Raw genomic sequence first — 17,864 nt, forward strand, 5'->3', positions numbered from 1 at the left:
TAGTATTCATTTTAGAATGCTTTTCCAATCTTCTTAAAGACCAATTTTTGTATTTCCACGAATATTAATGGAAGTATCGACAAAACAACCGCAATGATCCAATGGGTCAAACTCATTGGAACAAGAAAGAAAATGTTTGCTAAGAAAGGTACCAAAGCAACGATTGTTAAAATCGAAATGGATAAAAGAGATGTCCAGAAAACAGTTGGATTTGATAAGAAACCAATTTTAAAAATGGATTCTTTACTTCGGGCATTGAAGATGTGAATAACGGAAGACCAACCTAGGATAAGGAAAGCCATCGTTTGTCCAACTTCATGACTTGCGCCGATAGTAGCATCAACCGTGACAGAAGATCCAATATAAAAACCAAGCAAAGTGATAATAGTAAAAATAGTCGCGACGATCGCAATGTTACGAGTCATACCACGAGCGAAAATACTTTCGCCTTTTTTCGTTGGTTTTTGTTCCATCAGCGTTGGATCTGCCTTTTCTCTACTTAAGCCGAAACCTGGTATTCCATCGGCTACTACGTTAATAAATAAGAGTTGAATAGAAACAACTGGAAGGCCCCAACCAAAGAGAACAGCAAGCAACATAATAAAAATTTCTGAAATGTTACACGCTAATAAGAAATAGACAGTTTTTTTGATGTTTTCGTAGACTCGACGGCCTTCTTCAACGGTATGAACGATTGTAGCAAAGTTATCATCTGTTAAAACCATATCTGCTGCATTTTTAGCAACTTCTGTACCAGCGATTCCCATCGCAGTACCAACATCTGCTGCTTTTAAAGCTGGCGCATCATTGACTCCGTCACCGGTCATGGCAACTATTTCATCATTGGCTTGCCACGCTTTAACGATTCGAATCTTGTCTTCAGGCGAGACGCGTGCATAAACGGAAAAGTCTCTAACATTTCCTTTTAGTTCTTCATCCGATAATTTGCTAAGCTCAGCACCCGTAATGGTCTTATCACCTGGTTCAAAAATCCCGATTTGTTTAGCGATAGCAGTCGCTGTAACAGCGTGGTCACCAGTAATCATAATCGTTTTAATACCAGCTGCTTTTGCTTCTTTAACTGCGTCACGACTTTCTTCACGAGGAGGATCGATCATGCCGACGATTCCAGCAAATAGAATATCTTTTTCTAATTCCTCAACTGATAAATCTTTAGGCAAATCATCGTATTTTTTGTATCCTACGCCAATCACACGTAAAGCATCTTGTGCAAATGAATCATGTATTTCATGAGCTCTAGTTCCAACTTCATCTGTAATAGATGAAAAGTGAACCGGTATACGGTCAAAAGCCCCTTTAGTAATGGAAATATACCCATCTTCTGTTTTATGAACAGTGGTCATTAATTTACGTTCAGAATCAAACGGAATTTCGTGAACACGTGGGTATTCTTTTTCTAATTCTTTTTTAGGCATTCCTTTTTCTTGCAATAAGCGAATGATGGCTGATTCTGTTGGGTCACCAGCAATAACTACTTCACCATCACGATCTTCGATGGTGGCATTCGAAGCTAAACTCATCATCTTCAAGAGCATTTTCTCATCTTCACCAAATTCAGCAGTAGCATCAATAGGCGGATGCGGGAAAGTCCACAATTTTTGAATAGTCATTTTATTTTGAGTTAATGTTCCGGTTTTATCTGAAGCAATGACAGAAGCACTGCCTAATGTCTCAACCGAAGGAATCGTACGGATGATCGCATTGCGTTTGACCATGTTTTGTACCCCGAAAGCTAAACTAATGGTCACAATCACTGGCAAAGTTTCTGGAACAGCGGCAACAGCTAACGTAACAGCGGTCATTAAGGTTGTAATGAAATCTTCACCTTGGAAAAAATTCAAAATGAAAATCAAAACACCAGCTAATACAGCAATGATACTTAATTGTTTGCCCAGCTTGTTCATCCGGTCTTGCAGTGGCGTTCTTCCTTGTTTGGTGTTATTAAGTAGACTTGCTACAGCACCCATTTCAGTGTCCATTCCAGTTGCAGTAATTATCGTCTTTGCACGACCATTGGTAACCAATGACCCTGAAAAAACGGTATGAAAGACATCCCCAACTGGAGCATCTTCGTCAACAACGGCATTTTCATCTTTTTCAATAGGCAAACTTTCACCTGTTAAAGCAGATTCTTCCGTTTGTAAATTGCTGCTAGAGATCATACGAGCATCTGCTGGAACCATGTCACCAGCTTCAAGAAGTAAAATATCACCGGGTACTAAATCGACGGCGTCAATTTCTTCTGTTTGGTTATCACGGATAACCCGAGCTTTTGGAGCAGATAAGCTCTTTAACGATTCTAAAGCGGCTTCTGCATTTCCTTCTTGGCGAATCGCGATGAAAACATTTAAAGCGATGATAGCGAAAATAACGATTGGTTCTGATAAGTCAGAGGGGTGTTGAGTAATGGCGATGTACGTGGAAATGATTCCAGCTATAATCAAAATAATAACTGTCACTTCTTTTAAATGATTCAGTATTTTTTTGAAAAGCGAAACGCGTTCCTCTTCTGTAAATTGGTTAGCACCAAATTCTTTCTTTTTTTGTTCAACTTGCTGCGACGTAAGCCCGTTTTTCTCGTCGCTCTTTAATGTCTTTATAATGGACTTGATCTGTTTTGTTTTGAAATCCATAACATTCCTCCTATATAGTTTTTTTGCTGATTTCATTCAGTAGGAAGCAGATGTTTGCTCCTTATATCTATAATTCTAACAAAAAGTAAGAGGTAATGCAAGACGGAAACCTTGACAAATAGGTGATTTTGAGTGACGCTTAAAAAATAAATCGCTTTCATCGTTGCGGTGGGGATAATCTCGAAACATTTGTTTGAATTGTTATATTTTTATTAAATTTAAGTAAAAGATCGTATACACAAAAAAAGCCACTTGTAAAAACAAGTGGCTAAAAGGAGTAATACCTATTACTTTGGAGGAGTAAAAGGTAAAAATGAAAATATAAAAAAGTTGGTTGTTATTGGTATGTTTCTACTATAACGATGAAGTATGAAGAAAGTGTGACTAAAGATTAATTTTTATGTTAAGGAATAAAAAAAGCTGCCTCACATTTGTGAGACAGCTAGGGGATAAGACTCTTTTCATAGGGGAGAAAAGAGAGTAAAAATAAATTGAATTTATTTAAACGACTTGTTGATTCTATCAGAAAAAGATGAGAAGAACATGAAAGTCGGTTAAAGGTTTTAATAGTTTCAATGAAGCAGTCGCGTTGCTATTCTAAGCTAACGCTTCTAAGATGGCTCTATTAAAAGCCGGCAAGTCTTTAGGGGTACGGCTGGTAATTAAGCCGCTCTCGTCAGTCACAACTTCGCTGTCTTCATATAAAGCACCGGCATTTTTCAAATCAACACCGACTTGTTTAACAGAAGTCATTTTTTTGCCTTTGACTACTTCAGCGTTGATGAGAAGCTGTGGTCCATGACAAATAGCAAAAATCGGTTTTTTAGCATCCGCAAATTGTTTAACAAATGTTAAAAAGCGCTCATCTGCACGTAATTGGTCAGGCGAGAAGCCTCCTGGGATGAGTAAAGCATCAAACTCGTCTGGAGAAACATCATCGATACTTTTATCAATTGTGATCGTCGCATCGCCTTTTTCTCCCGTAACTTGATTGCCTGCTTTTTCTTCAATAGTAGTAACTTCATGTCCAGCTTTTTCCAATGCATCTTTTGGGGAGGTGAATTCGACATCTTCAAATAAATTCGTAACAACTACTGCAACTTTTTTTCCCATGTTTTTATTCCCTCTTTCTATGTTTGATTAATTTAAGTGTAACGTAAGTGAAAAAGAGACTCAAGAATAAACACTCATTGTAAAACTTACTACGTTTTTTTTGGGTGGAATCCTATAACACTGGATGAGCTGCAATTAAAATAAATTTTCTCTTTTCTATTTCTTTCCCCAAAAAACTTGTCACTATCCGGTTTTTCAATAAAGTATGCGTTTCCACGATTTGCATGTTATTATTAATATAGGATAGAAGAAGTAAAGGATAAAGGATGGGGGAATAAAAATGAATATTGCACTGATTGCTCACGATAAGAAAAAAGATGAAATGGTTAAATTAATTTCATCTTATCAAGATATTTTGAAAGAGCATGTCCTTTATGCGACAGGAACCACGGGACAAAGAATCGTGGATGCTACAGGATTAGACGTTCACCGGTTTAAGTCAGGGCCATTAGGTGGCGACCAACAAATTGGAGCCTATATTTCAGATGATAAAATAGACATGGTGATTTTTTTAAGAGACCCGTTAACAGCTCAGCCTCATGAACCAGATATCACTGCATTGCTCCGCTTGAGCGATGTCTATGAAATTCCATTAGCAACGAATATGGGAACAGGTGAAATTTTATTGCGTGGATTAGGCGAAGGGTTAGTAGATTGGCGCAAAATCCACCACCATGCTGGACGAGAAATATTGAATACAGATGTTTAATAAGAAATGAGTTCCTTCATTAATAACACAATGAAGGAACTCATTTTTTTGATTATTTTAGTGAATCCATTGTTTCTTTGAAGGTTATCTGACTTTCTTTAAAATCATCCAGTGCATCACTTAAATGATCAATACTGATTTCATCATTCGTAATTCCTGTTTCGTTTATAAGGTCTTCAAAATGAATTAAGGTATCCTGTGTTTTTTGAGCACTGGAAACAGCAGCATCTCTGCTTTCTTTAAAGGTATCAGCGGTATCAGGAACTCGTTTTAAAAAATCACTAACTAATATTTCGAAATCTTCAATGACTTTATTAAAACTTTCTTCTGTGGTTTCTCCGCTTTCTATCCCATCCATTTGTTTGGAAAAAGCACTCATAAGATACACATAGGCTATTTCATATTCTGGATAAAGAGATTGATAGGTCGTATCGTTTTGGCTTAGATTAGCAAGAGCAGCTTCTTGAGCGCTGGTCTCAGAGATAGGCGTTTCAGAACGATTCGGACCACTGATCGTTAAGTAGGCCGTTAATCCAATCATACATACGACTATGATTGCTGCAATGATTAAAACTATTTTCCATGGTTGTTTCTTATTCGGGTCTGTTTCGTTTTTGATAAAGCACCCCTCCAACTCTATATATAGTGATCAGTGTAACTTTAAGGTTTCTCTGCTGTTTTGTCAATCAACGATTAAAATTGAGCGAACACTACTCCAATCGTATACAAAATAGGGTAAAGCATCATGATAGCAGCCATATTTTTTAAGGCAACTGGAAAGGTTTTTTGTTTATCTTGAACTTCAAAATAAGGCGATAAGCTTTTCCAATATTTGGGAAACAAAAGAACCAGCAACAAGATAGGGAATGGAGCTAACTTCAAGTAAACCAGCAAAATCAACCATAAAAAATTAAAAACAAATACGACTTTAAATAATTGCACAGCTTTCTTTTTACCTAAGTAATAGACTAATGTTTTTCGCCCATTTACAATATCTTCTTCTAGGTCACAAGTATTATTGGCCAATAAGTTGTTAAACATCATGACCACCATTGGCAAACTAATGAAGAAAACTAATTTTATGGTGTGGAAAGAAAAATCAACCTGATCATACAAACACAAATAAGCACCAATTAAAGGAATGACAAAACCGCTGAACAAAGAGGTAACTGTTTCAGCAATGGGCAAACTATTTAATGGTTTTGGCCCTGATGAGTAAAATAAACCAACATAAAAACCTAGTACGCCTAATCCCAATAACACTAAATTGGTAGACCAGACTAGTAGCAGACCAAAAAAAGAAGCCAATGCTAAAAAGAATAGAAAAGCTTTCTTTACCGTTGCTAGATTCAGATTTTCTCTTCCGATGATATTTGATTTTACTTTGTAATCATGAGCGTCTGAAGCATTTTTATAATCCATATAGTTATTAAAAATATTAACGGCCACATGGAAAAAAAGAATCGTTAAAACGTATAAAATTATCCGCCAGTTCCAAGTATGGTTGTAGTGGTAAGTTGAAAAAGAAACTCCTAATAGAATTAAAAAAAGGTTTAAGGGAGAAGTGTAGATTTCTCCAAGTTCCCATAATACTTTAAATTTAGCTTTGATCGTATCCATCTCCTGAAAATAAGCCTGTAACAGACAGGTTTAATGTAATAGTATAGTTGTAAATTTGGCAACCATTTTATGTACAAAAAGAACGGCAGTCTATGCGCGTTAGACTCTGTTCACAATGGTTTATCGGACTAAGCACAGGATGATTTTTTATGCCTCCTAACATTGAATTGCCTAGTTTGATCGCCCAGTGAAACGATTTAAGTACAGTTTTAAATGGGTTTCTCCTTAAGAAGTATATCAGTTACTATCTTACAACGATAGTTAATTTGAGTCGATTTCAAGAGCTTTTTATGACGGATAGTGACGTCCTGTTATAGATCAACATAAAAAAAGCTAAAGTCATGGACCGCTTGGGCATACATGGCTTTAGTTTCTGACAGAATTCATTTATACTGATAAGCAAAGAGAACTCAACTGTTTTTTTCAATCAATTCAACAAAAGCATTGACGATGGATTGGAAAAACTGCAGAGTATTTGGATTAGTGATGGAGCCGTCTTCTTGAAGCAGCTTTGTTACGTTTCCGATATAAGCTTCTGGTTGTTGGACAGTCGGCATGTTTAGGAACACTAAGGATTGGCGTAAATGATGATTTGCACCGAATCCGCTGATAGCTCCTGGAGAAACACTGACGATAGCTGCGGGTTTAGCATTCCAAACACTCGAACCGGCTGGACGTGACCCAATATCTAGCGCATTTTTTAACACGCCGGGAACGGAACGGTTGTATTCAGGGGTTACGAATAAAATAGCATCCATTTTGCCAATCGCATTACGGAAGGTCTTCCAATTTTCAGGAACGTTTCCTTCATCATCAAAATCCTGATTATAGATATCTAACCCATTGATATCGATAAAGGAGATATGGTATTCTTCAGGAAATAAGGTAGAAAATACTTTTGCAACTTGTTTGCTGTAAGAACCTTTACGAAGACTTCCAACTAAGACACCGATATTTTTTGTCATAATGATGAACTCCTTTTAATGAATTGTTTTCGTTACTTCAAATTTACCGCTCATAATTTAAAAACGCAACTAATGACGCTTGTTGCTAGCAAACAAGTCAACAGTCAAGAAAGGCACAATTTGATAGCCATTCTTTTAATGGAACAACTAAATCATATGGAGGTTTATACGATGAGCAAACAAAGAAAAACAGTATTTTATGGGGCGATCAGTTTAGACGGGTATTTAGCAAGAAAAAACCATTTATTGGATTGGTTAATAGGGACTGAAGGTGAAAATGACACCAGCTATCCAGAATTTTATGAAACCGTTGATACGCTGATCATGGGCAGAAAAACCTATGAACAAATGCTGTTGCTTTCGCCGGAAGAATTTCCTTACAAAGGTAAAAAATGTTATGTTTTTTCAAGAACGTTGACCGGTTCAACTGAGTTTGTCACGTTTGTAAATTCCGACTTAGCGAATTTTGTTAAATCGTTAACCAGCCAAACAGGTAAAAGGATTTGGATCGTGGGTGGTGGCGAAGTGCTGAAGCCTCTTCTTGAAGAGAAACTGGTAGATGAATTTATCATACAGCTCACTCCAGTTATTATTGGGAACGGCATTCCGTTATTTGTACCTGGTGATTATGAAAATAAATTGTTATTGAAAGACGTAAAGCAATACCACCAATTTGTAGAAGTTCATTACGAACAAACTGAATAAAAAAAGTGAACCAGCTGATATCAAGCGGATGAAGGCAGAAATGTCTGATTAGGTACCATCTCTGACTGCTGATCAACTTACTCGATCAACCCGTTTCTCTTATTGAAACGGGTTTTTATGTTTAACCGTCTATCAAATAACCGTCTATCAAAGTTTCGTCTGAGAAATCACTTTCCGGACTTCTTCAAGTGAATGCGTCGCAAAATCACCCGTTTTAAACATAACACTAACAAATAAAGCATCTATCAAACTTAGCTGTGTGATGCGAGAAGTCAGAGCCTCAGAACGATAGTCGGTTTCTTCAGCGGTCGATAACAACAAAGCATCTGCGAATTTCGCTAAGGGAGAAAGCGAGTAACTAGTGATAATGATTGCTTTGGCTTTTTTTTCTTTAATGATTTCTGCCAATTGTATAGTGTCTTTGGTGATGCCAGAATGAGAAATAATGATGGCACAATCATTTTCGGTTAACCGAGAGGCTTGCATCATTTGGATATGAGTGTCTTGTGTATACGTACAATTTAGTGGCGTACGCAAAAATTTATGGTAGGCATCCATGGCAATAATACTAGAGCCGCCGACACCAAAGAAACCAACCGTTTTGGCAGCAGTCAGAAACTGGACAGCTTTGATCAGTTCTTGTTCATCCAACAACTTTTTTGTGTCATTTAAGGATTTTATATTGGATTCAAAGACTTTTTGTGCCATTAGCAGTTCATTATCTTCTTTAGAAATATTTTCGTGGATAGATAAAGCCCCGTTTACTTTTTCTGAAGCTAAGGCAATTTTGAAATCTTGAAACCCTTTATAACCTAACCGCTTACAAAAACGGAAAAAAGTAGCATCAGCAACTTGAATCGTATCGGAGATATTGCTGATGGTTCCATGCATGACTTCTTCGGGATGCAAAAGAATAAAATCCGCAATCTTTTTTTCTTTGCTGCTTAAATCACGATAGATAGATTTGATTTTTAAGTTGATATCTTGGTTTTTCATGTTTTCACCTGCTTAAAAGAGTTGAGATAAGTATAGCATATCGCTACCGAAGAAAAAATATTTTTTTATTGTTGTTGCAAAAAGAAAAAATATTCCATATACTGAGACCATAAATATATAAGGAGTGGTTAAATTGGATATTGGATTAATCGGATTAGGAAAAATGGGTTACAACTTAGCTTTAAACTTACAAAAAAATGGGCATCAGGTTGTGGGATACGACAGCGTAGAAGAGGTTAGAAAACAAGCAGATGAAAACGGAATCAAAACCGCGGGGGATTTAAAAGAACTGGTTACGGGGTTCAAACAAACTAAAATTATTTGGATCATGGTGCCAGCAGGAAAACCATTAGAAAATGTACTAAGCGAAGTCAATGAGTTACTAGAACCGAATGATATCATCATCGACGGAGGAAATTCACACTACAAAGATTCTATCCGGCATGCTGAAGTATCCGCAGAAAAAGGCATCCATTTCTTAGATATGGGCACATCAGGCGGCACGAGCGGAGCGAATGCAGGTGCTTGTTTAATGGTTGGCGGCAACCCAGAAGCATTTGCGGTAATTGAACCAGTTTTAAAAGGCATTTGTGTGGAAGACGGGTATTTGTATACTGGGAAATCCGGCAGCGGACATTACTTGAAAATGGTACACAATGGGATTGAATACGGCATGATGCAAGCGATGGCAGAGGGATTTGAAGTCGTTGAGAAAAGTGAATTCGAGTATGATTTGGCCGATGTGGCAAAAGTTTGGAATAATGGATCGGTTATTAGAAGCTGGTTAATGGAATTGGCCGAAAATGCGTTTCAAAAAGACGCTCATCTTGATGAAATAAAAGGCATTATGCAATCTTCTGGTGAAGGTAAATGGACGGTAGAAGCGGCCTTGGAAGCAAAAGTTCCGACGCCTGTGATTGCACTCTCTCTAATGATGCGGTACCGATCATTAGAAGAAGATACGTTTACGGGAAAAGTAGTTGCAGCTCTTAGAAATGAGTTTGGCGGCCATGAGGTCACGAAGAAGTAAACTAAACCAAAAAGAGTCGCTATTTCGCTTTTTGAAATAATGACTCTTTTTGGTTTTAAAAGCACATAGAATAAGTTTTTTTAAAACTTGTCAATTTTCTTTTGACAAGTTTGTATTCACTAACCATTGAAAGCGGAAACAAACGCTTGTAAGATAATACTATCAAAGAAATAAACGAATTTTGGGAGGAAAACAAAATGGAAGCTGTAACGAGCAAAGAAAGAATAAAAGATAAAACGACCATCAAAGTCGGCGCCCAAAAAGTGGGTACATTTTTAAGCAATATGGTTATTCCGAATATAGGTGCCTTTATAGCTTGGGGAATAGTCACTGCATTGTTCATTCCAAACGGGTATTTTCCAAGTGAGACGCTTGCTCAGTTAGTGACGCCGATGATTACTTATCTGCTGCCGTTGTTAATAGGGTATTCCGGCGGAAAGATGATTTCAGGACATCGCGGAGGCGTAGTAGGAGCAGTTGCTTCGATCGGTGTTATTGTTGGAACCGATGTGCCGATGTTTATTGGCGCAATGATTATGGGGCCATTCGGCGGTTGGGCTATTAAAAAGTTTGACGCTATTTTTCAACCTAAAATAAAAGCTGGATTTGAAATGTTGGTCAATAACTTTTCTAGTGGGATTATTGGATTTGTACTAGCAATCATAGGGTTTTTAGGAATTGGGCCAATCGTATCAATCATAATGGCTTTTTTAGGCAATGGTATCGAATTTATGATCGATGCAAATTTACTGCCATTAGTTAATATTTTTACTGAACCTGGAAAAGTTATTTTTTTAAATAATGCAATCAATCACGGAATTTTAGGGCCGCTCGGCGTTGAACAGGCAGCTCAAACAGGAAAGTCAGTATTGTTTATTCTATCCGGAAACCCTGGTCCTGGATTTGGAGTTTTACTAGCGTATATGTTGTTTGGTAAAGGAACAGCCAAAGCTTCTGCACCTGGTGCTGCGATCATCCAATTTATTGGCGGCATACATGAATTGTACTTCCCGTATGTATTAATGAAACCTTTAATGATTTTGGCAGTCATGGCTGGTGGAGTAGCAGGAACTTTAACGTTTACACTATTTGATACAGGTTTAGTTGCTACTGCGTCTCCGGGTTCTATTCTTTCCGTCATTGCTATGACGCCTAAAGGAGAATATTTGCAAATATTAGCCGGTGTTTTAGCGTCGATTATAGCGTCATTTGTTGTGGCGATGCTTATTTTAAAAGCAGACCGTTCTGAAAATGAAGATTTTGAAAGCAATGTAACTAAAATGCAAGGTATGAAAGCTGAGTCAAAAGGCACAGTCATGAATTCAGTTTCTGAAGCTTCTGCTAGCGCAACAACTGAAACTGCAACCGTTGAAGCAGATATTTCTTCAGCAACCGTTAAACGAATTATTTTTGCTTGTGATGCAGGAATGGGTTCCAGTGCTATGGGCGCTTCGATTTTAAGAAATAAAGCTAAAAAAGCCGGATTGGATATACCGGTTACGAATTCGGCCATCAGTGATTTGGAAGATGAAAAAGAAACGTTGATTATCACACAAATAGAATTAAATGCCAGAGCGCGGCAAAAGACGCCAAGCGGAATACATGAAACCGTCGATAATTTTTTAAGCAGCCCTAAATACGATGAAGTTATTGAAAGCTTACTCCGTTCTTGATGATATAATAAAAGAGCAAGGAAAAAAGAGAGTAGGAACGAGGGTAAGAAATGTATTTTTCAATTAGGGAAAAGCAGCTCTTAGAATTGCTTTTACTGAATAAAACAGGGATTTCGCTAGAAGTTTTGGCTAGAGAACTGGAAGTGAGCAGCCGAACCGTTTATCGCGAACTGGCCATAGCTGAAGATACGTTATCTCTTTATCAGGTTACACTGACTAAAAAGTTAGGTGCCGGCTTTTATTTAAGCGGTGAAAGAGAAGAATTAAACCGATTAAAAAAAGACTTATTGAACACGGACCTGATCTTTGATTCGAAAGACCGGCAGAGTTACCTGATCTGCCAGTTGCTGTTGACAAAAGATAACGTTAAATTAATAGGGTTAGCACAAGACTTTAATGTTAGTCTAGGAACGATTAATAATGATTTAACTAAAATAGCAGAAATTGTTGAAGAATTTCAAATGACTTTGCAGCGAGGGAAAGGCAAAGTTGTTTCCATCAAAAGTAATGAAGAATCGCTGCGACTGATCGTCAGCGGTATCATCACTAGTAAATTGAATGAATATGAATTTCTTAATCTTTTTCAAAAGGATTATAATGAAGAGTATTTTGAAAAAGTAAAGAAAACCAGAATGCCTTTTCTATCTTTTCTAACGTATCGTGACTTTAAAATAGCTGTGCAGGTCACATTTCGTATGAAGCAACATTTTTTTGAAGATATATCAAATAGCGGGTTGATGCAATTCATTGTCATTTTAACCTTGATGATCATGCGTTTATCGGAAGATAATCAGTTAAAAGACATCCACTTTGAAAAAAAAGAAAATTCTGATCTTACTAAAGACATAACGGATTATGTGATCAAAGAAATTTCTCAAGAAACAGCGTTGGAATTTTCAATATCAGAACGAACTTTTTTAAAAAAAGCTGTAAACGGTGTGCGTTTTTTTCAAAAACAAGATTTGTTTTCGACAGATTACAACGTGGAACTAACTTACCAAGTTAAGCACTTTATTCGTTTAGTTGCAACAGAAGTTCAGTGGGACTTTAACAAAGACTATACGCTGTTTTCAGGCCTATTGACACATATGGAATCTTTACTGAATCGAACATTTCCGCCGGTTCTTCAAGTAGAAGACAGTCTGTACGGAACTATTCGTGAACGGTATCCGGAAATATATAAAGGCGTAGTACTAGGATTAAAAAGTGTTTTTCCAAATGATTATTTTTCAGAAAATGATTATATTTATCTGATCATTCATTTTGCTTCTTCCTGGGAAAATTCCAAAAAAGTATACGGCTTAAAAGCAATGGTCATTTGTTCCAGCGGAATCGGAACCTCAAGGATATTAGAAAACCGATTGCGCAAAAACTTTTCTGAATTGAAAGAAATAACCGTGGTTTCTCTTTCTGAAGTCAATGAACATAAACTAACAGACTTTGATTTTATCTTTTCAACCATTTTTTTGCCGCAATTTTCAGTCCGCTATCATCTGATCACGCCGATGCTTTTAAGCGAAGAAGTAGTGAAAATCAAAGGATTGATTGATGAATGCATCAATCAAAAGAAGCATTACACATTGACCAATTCGCTAAAAGAAATAAACGAACAGAGCAATGAAGCACTGCCTACAGAAAAAACGCTGAAGGAAATACATCATTTATCGAAAACAGCATTAGGCATTTTAAATTATTTTTCAGTTGAGTCAGTTGATGGGAACCAGTCTTTAGAAGAAACGCTATTATGGATTTGTTGTCGGCTTCAAGAAATTGGGATTTTAACAGAAGCTGGTGACGTGCAGCAAAAGTTGATCGAACGAGCAAACATTGCTCCAGTCGGAATACCGGGGTCTCAAATGGGCCTTTTCCATGTAAGAAATGCGAATGTTGCTTCCAGCTATTTTGGAATCTATCAATTAGAAAAAGAGGTTCCGATCGTAGGAATTGATAGGAAAGATATGATTTTGAAACGGTTATTGATAATGGTTGCGCCTTACCCATTAAATGTAGTTGAACGTGATTTGTTAGGCTTGGTCAGCAGTATGATCATAGAAAATGACAGCACTACGGCCTTATTCGACAAGGGAACGGAAGAAGCGGTTCGACAGAAGATGGAAAAAGAATTTAAAGCATATGTGTTAAGAAAGTCTCATTAAAGATAGAGGAGTGAACGAAATGGCAACATTAACAAAAGAGTTGATAGAATTAGGAGCAACAGCCGAAACTAAAGAAGAGGCTATTCGTTTAGTAGGTAATTTATTGGTTGAAAGCGGAGCAGTAAATGCAGAATATGTTGAAAGCATGCTGGAAAGAGAACAGACCGTATCTACTTATATGGGGAATTTTATCGCTATTCCTCATGGTACCGATGCTTCAAAAAAAGACATTTATGAAACAGCGATTTCGGTAGCGACTTTTCCAAAAGGAATTGATTTTAGTGAAACAAGCGATGAAAACAAAGTCTTTGTTTTATTTGGAATCGCTGGAAAAGGCGACGAGCACTTAGATTTGTTGTCATCCATTGCTATCTTTTGTTCAGAAATCGAAAATGTACAAAAATTGATTGAAGCCGCTACACCAGAAGAAGTTATTGAATTATTGAAAACGGCAAATGAATAAGAGTTAATGAGAAAACAAAAAGGAATCTATCACTATGATAGGTTCCTTTTTTTATGGCTATAAAAGCAATAGGTTTTAATGCAAATGGTCGGCACATTTGTTAAGATAGAAGGATGAAATCAGTTAGAAAAAACATTAAAAAGTAGTTTAAAGGTGTTGGATAGAAAAGGGGTTATTTTTGTAATGAGTGTCACGCTTATTTTATTAGTAGTAGGAATTGTTTTCCTCGGTGCATTGATGCGGGCAGTTTTTGGTTTTGGAGATTCCATTATTAGTATGCCTTTGCTGGCGTTGCTGCCAATCAGTTTGGCTACATCCATTTCATTAATTGGTTTAGGCGGATTTACTGTTGCTGTATTAACGGTTTTTTCAGGATGGAAAGATGTTGACCGGCCAGTCTTAGGCCGGCTTTCCATTTCTACGTTATTCGGTATACCTGTTGGTTTGCTGTTGGTCAAGTTTGCACCTAATGCAGTGATCACTTATGGGTTAGGAATTTTTCTGATTGTTTATGGCATCTACTCGTTGATCAAACCGAAATTGCTTCAATCAAAACCACGTTTATGGTTAAATAAACCTGCCTGGTCATTGCCATTTGGTTTTGCAGCTGGGATGTTCGGGAGTGCTTATAATATGAACGGCGTACCCATTGTTATTTATGGTACGATGCGCGATTGGAAACCAGCAGTTTTTAGAGGGACGCTGCAAGCCCATTTTCTGGTTTCGAGTTCGTTGATCATTATCGGTCAGTTTATGGGAGGATTTTGGTCTAAAGAGTTATTTGTTTTATATGTTTTTTCATTGCCGGCGATTGGTTTAGCCATCTTGCTGGGAACCTTTATCCATGGGCGGATCCCAAGTTATAAATTTGAGCGTTATGTCTTTATCGTTGTTATCCTATTAGGTATTATGTTATTGATCAATCCAGCTTAAACAGTATCTTTTGATCAAATGACAATAAGAAAAAAACCATCGCATTCAGTTTAATGAATGCGATGGTTTTTCAGTTCTCTTATAGACCACATTTTAATTGAGCGTTGCAATTGGTACAAGTGTTGCAGCCGCCTAAATCTTCAACCGTTCCTTGCCGGCAGATTGGGCAAGTATCGCCAACTTCATTGCCAAAAACAGCTTCTTGGGTAGGTGCAGCGACGTGTACTGTTTTTTCAGTTTGAACAGCATCTTCTTCCCAGTTGTTTTCTTCAGCTTTTAACGTTAATACTTGCGAGTCGCGACTGCCGTCCACATAAACTGTGCCGCCTTTAGCACCGCCTTTGTATAAACGTTCGTAAATACTTTGGACTTGTTCGACACTATAGCCGCGAGGTGCATTGACAGTTTTAGAAATCGAACTGTCTACCCACCGTTGGATAACACATTGTACGTCGACGTGTGCTTCAGGTGCCAAACTCATAGCTGAGACAAATTGACTCGGCAGGTTGTCTGGATCCGCTTCTGGATGACGGCTTAAGTAATCTTGAACAATAGCCGCTTTGACTTCAATAAACTTGCCTAAACGTCCACTTCTGAAATAACTGAAAGAGAAGTAAGGCTCCAAACCAGTTGACACTCCAACCATCGTACCAGTTGAACCTGTTGGAGCAACCGTCAGCAAGTGAGAGTTGCGAATACCATAGGTCAAAATATCTTGACGGATGTGTTCTGGCATTTGCTTCATGTATCCAGTATTGATGAAGTTTTTGCGCAATTGAGCTGTTTCTTCCTCTGTTTTACCAATCAAGAACGGAAAGCTGCCTTTTTCTTTAGCTAATTCAATGGATGTTTCATAAGCGGTGACAGCAATAGCTTCAAATACTTGATCGACCAACTCGTTCCCCTCAGGAGAACCGTATTCTTTACCAGCGTAGATGAGCAAATCAGCTAATCCCATAATGCCAAGGCCCACTCGGCGCTCGCCTAATGCTTGCTTTTCGTTGTCTTCTAAAAAGTAAGGTGTAGCATCAATAACGTTATCTTGCATCCGCACACCGGTTTTAACAGTTTGTTTTAGTTTAGCAAAGTCGATCGTTTCGCTATCTTTATTAACCATTTCAGCTAAATTGATAGCAGCTAAGTTACAAACGGAATAAGGAGCAAGGGGTTGTTCGCCACAAGGGTTTGTTGCGACCACTTTTTGTCCATAAGCAGCTGCATTCGTCATTTTATTGGCATTATCGATAAAGAAAATACCAGGTTCAGCAGAATAAGTTGCACAAATATTGATCAGTTTCCAGAGTTCCCGAGCTTTAATGGTTCGATAAGTCCGAACCGCATGTCCACTGGCTTCCCATTCGCGAACATCGCCAACTTCTGTCCAATGAGCGTCGTAATAAGCCATTTCAGCTTCATTGTAGGATTCAACAGCTGGGAAACGCAAAGCGTAATCTTCATCATTTTCAACAGCTTGCATAAAGTCATCCGTTAAACAAATCGAAATATTGGCACCAGTCAAGAAATCGGGGTGATGAACTCCATATGTTCCGCCGGTTCTCACTTTATCTTCAACTTCTTTTAAGGTAGCTTGGTCAAATCCGCCAGTACCCGGGATGTGTTTGTAATTTAAGATGTTTTGGTACATCGCTGCTTCACGTTCCGTGAAAGGCGTGAATTTTAATTTTTCAGAAGCCATTTTTTTAATTTGTGCATCTTCTGTATTTTCAATCAAATAGCGGAGGATCCGCGGGTTTTGCATTTTAGAAATAATGAATTCAATAATATCAGGATGCCAATCAGTCAACATGATCATTTGAGCACCACGTCGGCTGCCGCCTTGTTCAACTAAATGAGTTAATTGAGCAATGTCATCTAACCATGAAACCGACCCTGATGACTTGCCATTCACACCGCGAACCAATGCATTACGCGGACGTAAGGTAGAACCATTCGTGCCGACTCCGCCGCCGCGACTCATGATTTCCATAATTTTTTTACGGTGATCTGAAATTCCGCCGCGTGAATCAGGAACAAAAGGCATAACGTAACAATTGAAATAGGTTACTTCAGTATCCGAACCAGCACCGTATAAAACGCGTCCAGCAGGAATAAAGTTTAACTGCACTAATTCATTGTAAAAGAGTTGGTAAGACGCTTCACGCTGTTCAGCCGTTTTTTCGACTGCAGACAATCCTGTTGCATTGCGTTTCGCGATTTGCTCGTAATAGATTTCTAATGGTTTTTCGATAGCGTCTAAATTACATGTAACGATACCCGTTTCTTGTGCCGCCGAATCTTCAATAACGCCGCGGTATTCTTCTTCAACCAAAACTTGAGCGGTATGCTGCTCATGGTCGATGTGAGTCACGAAGCCAGTGCCGCGAGTTGGATAGCTGGGATCCGGTTTGACCGTTAAAATAACCAAGTCTCCCACGGATAGAGTCACTTTAGATGTATCTTTAAAAGCGTAGCGATCCAACATCACAAGACGCGAGACGCCTTTATGGGTCAGCTTCATTTCCGCTGTAATCGGATGAACTTGAGGAAAAGCCTGAATATCCTCATTCAATTTTTTTATATTTACTGTTGCATCGGTAGTTACGTTCATCACCATATCAATCACTCCTTGTATTAGTTAAGCTCTTAATAAGTATGTATAGTAAGGTTAATCACCTTTTTATACCATATAGTGTTGCTCTGTTTTTATTGTACACCATATATAGTGTTAAATCACTATTGAAGTTCTAAGGAAGTTATGTTTTATTTGTGAAATGTTGAGACATCAATCATTCCGGTCTTGAAGAAATTTTAATTGAGTTTGAATGCTTTTATTGTCAGCACTCCTTT

Annotated in this window: 14 protein-coding genes; 7 read left to right on the forward strand and 7 right to left on the reverse strand. The window is 37.9% G+C overall.

Translation table 11 applies throughout. The annotated features are described in order from the left end of the window. Positions 1-11: 11 nt before the first annotated feature. Together JHE06_RS01095 and JHE06_RS01100 are read right to left on the reverse strand one after the other, a co-directional pair. Positions 12-2,654, reverse strand: a complete 2,643-nt coding sequence (locus JHE06_RS01095; protein ID WP_201089075.1) for a calcium-translocating P-type ATPase, PMCA-type — start codon at positions 2,652-2,654, stop codon at positions 12-14. 597 nt (positions 2,655-3,251) lie between these two features. Continuing rightward, entirely contained in the window at positions 3,252-3,767 is a 516-nt protein-coding gene (locus tag JHE06_RS01100) for a type 1 glutamine amidotransferase domain-containing protein (RefSeq protein ID WP_201089077.1), read from the reverse strand. Positions 3,768-4,047: 280 nt separating this feature from the next. Between JHE06_RS01100 and mgsA the strand changes: the two genes are divergently transcribed. Beyond that, positions 4,048-4,476, forward strand: a complete 429-nt coding sequence (mgsA, locus tag JHE06_RS01105) for a methylglyoxal synthase (RefSeq protein WP_058919747.1) — start codon at positions 4,048-4,050, stop codon at positions 4,474-4,476. A 52-nt stretch (positions 4,477-4,528) separates the two neighbouring features. Here the strand turns inward: mgsA and JHE06_RS01110 are convergent, their stop codons facing one another. The 3 genes from JHE06_RS01110 to JHE06_RS01120 all read right to left on the reverse strand — a co-directional run bounded on the left by JHE06_RS01110 (position 4,529) and on the right by JHE06_RS01120 (position 7,061). After that, a complete protein-coding gene (locus JHE06_RS01110) occupies positions 4,529-5,017 on the reverse strand; it encodes a hypothetical protein (protein WP_201089079.1) in 489 nt (162 codons plus the stop codon). A 152-nt stretch (positions 5,018-5,169) separates the two neighbouring features. Beyond that, positions 5,170-6,096, reverse strand: a complete 927-nt coding sequence (locus JHE06_RS01115) for a UbiA family prenyltransferase (protein ID WP_058919749.1) — start codon at positions 6,094-6,096, stop codon at positions 5,170-5,172. 410 nt (positions 6,097-6,506) lie between these two features. Continuing rightward, positions 6,507-7,061 carry an NADPH-dependent FMN reductase gene (locus JHE06_RS01120; protein WP_058919750.1) on the reverse strand — a complete coding sequence of 185 codons (555 nt, stop codon included), beginning with the start codon at positions 7,059-7,061 and terminating at the stop codon, positions 6,507-6,509. Positions 7,062-7,232: 171 nt separating this feature from the next. Here JHE06_RS01120 and JHE06_RS01125 point away from each other — a divergent pair, with 171 nt between their 5' ends. Further along, positions 7,233-7,766 (forward strand): dihydrofolate reductase family protein, encoded by a 534-nt coding sequence (locus tag JHE06_RS01125; RefSeq protein ID WP_058920306.1) that lies wholly within the window; start codon positions 7,233-7,235, stop codon positions 7,764-7,766. 147 nt (positions 7,767-7,913) lie between these two features. On the opposite strand, the gene JHE06_RS01130 is transcribed toward JHE06_RS01125, so the two are convergent. Next, positions 7,914-8,762, reverse strand: a complete 849-nt coding sequence (locus tag JHE06_RS01130; RefSeq protein ID WP_201089081.1) for a MurR/RpiR family transcriptional regulator — start codon at positions 8,760-8,762, stop codon at positions 7,914-7,916. A gap of 133 nt (positions 8,763-8,895) precedes the next feature. Between JHE06_RS01130 and gnd the strand changes: the two genes are divergently transcribed. The 5 genes from gnd (at position 8,896) to JHE06_RS01155 (ending at position 15,017) form a co-directional block, all read left to right on the forward strand. Further along, the gene (gene gnd / locus JHE06_RS01135) at positions 8,896-9,792 is read left to right on the forward strand and encodes a phosphogluconate dehydrogenase (NAD(+)-dependent, decarboxylating) (protein WP_058919752.1); all 897 of its coding nucleotides are present in this window, start codon (positions 8,896-8,898) and stop codon (positions 9,790-9,792) included. A 197-nt stretch (positions 9,793-9,989) separates the two neighbouring features. Further along, positions 9,990-11,465, forward strand: a complete 1,476-nt coding sequence (locus JHE06_RS01140) for a PTS mannitol transporter subunit IICB (protein ID WP_058919753.1) — start codon at positions 9,990-9,992, stop codon at positions 11,463-11,465. Between the two features lie 50 nt (positions 11,466-11,515). Further along, positions 11,516-13,621, forward strand: coding sequence for a BglG family transcription antiterminator (locus JHE06_RS01145; RefSeq protein WP_058919754.1), 2,106 nt, complete (start codon positions 11,516-11,518; stop codon positions 13,619-13,621). A 19-nt stretch (positions 13,622-13,640) separates the two neighbouring features. Further along, positions 13,641-14,084: a PTS sugar transporter subunit IIA gene (locus tag JHE06_RS01150; RefSeq protein WP_058919755.1), complete on the forward strand. Its 444-nt coding sequence runs from the start codon at positions 13,641-13,643 to the stop codon at positions 14,082-14,084. 153 nt (positions 14,085-14,237) lie between these two features. Further along, the gene (locus tag JHE06_RS01155) at positions 14,238-15,017 is read left to right on the forward strand and encodes a sulfite exporter TauE/SafE family protein (RefSeq protein WP_231726729.1); all 780 of its coding nucleotides are present in this window, start codon (positions 14,238-14,240) and stop codon (positions 15,015-15,017) included. Positions 15,018-15,096: 79 nt separating this feature from the next. On the opposite strand, the gene JHE06_RS01160 is transcribed toward JHE06_RS01155, so the two are convergent. Further along, positions 15,097-17,631, reverse strand: a complete 2,535-nt coding sequence (locus tag JHE06_RS01160; protein WP_058919757.1) for a vitamin B12-dependent ribonucleotide reductase — start codon at positions 17,629-17,631, stop codon at positions 15,097-15,099. Between the last annotated feature and the right edge of the window lie 233 nt (positions 17,632-17,864).

Source organism: Carnobacterium sp. CS13, assembly GCF_016653495.1.
Classification (GTDB): Bacteria; Bacillota; Bacilli; order Lactobacillales; family Carnobacteriaceae; genus Carnobacterium_A; species Carnobacterium_A antarcticum.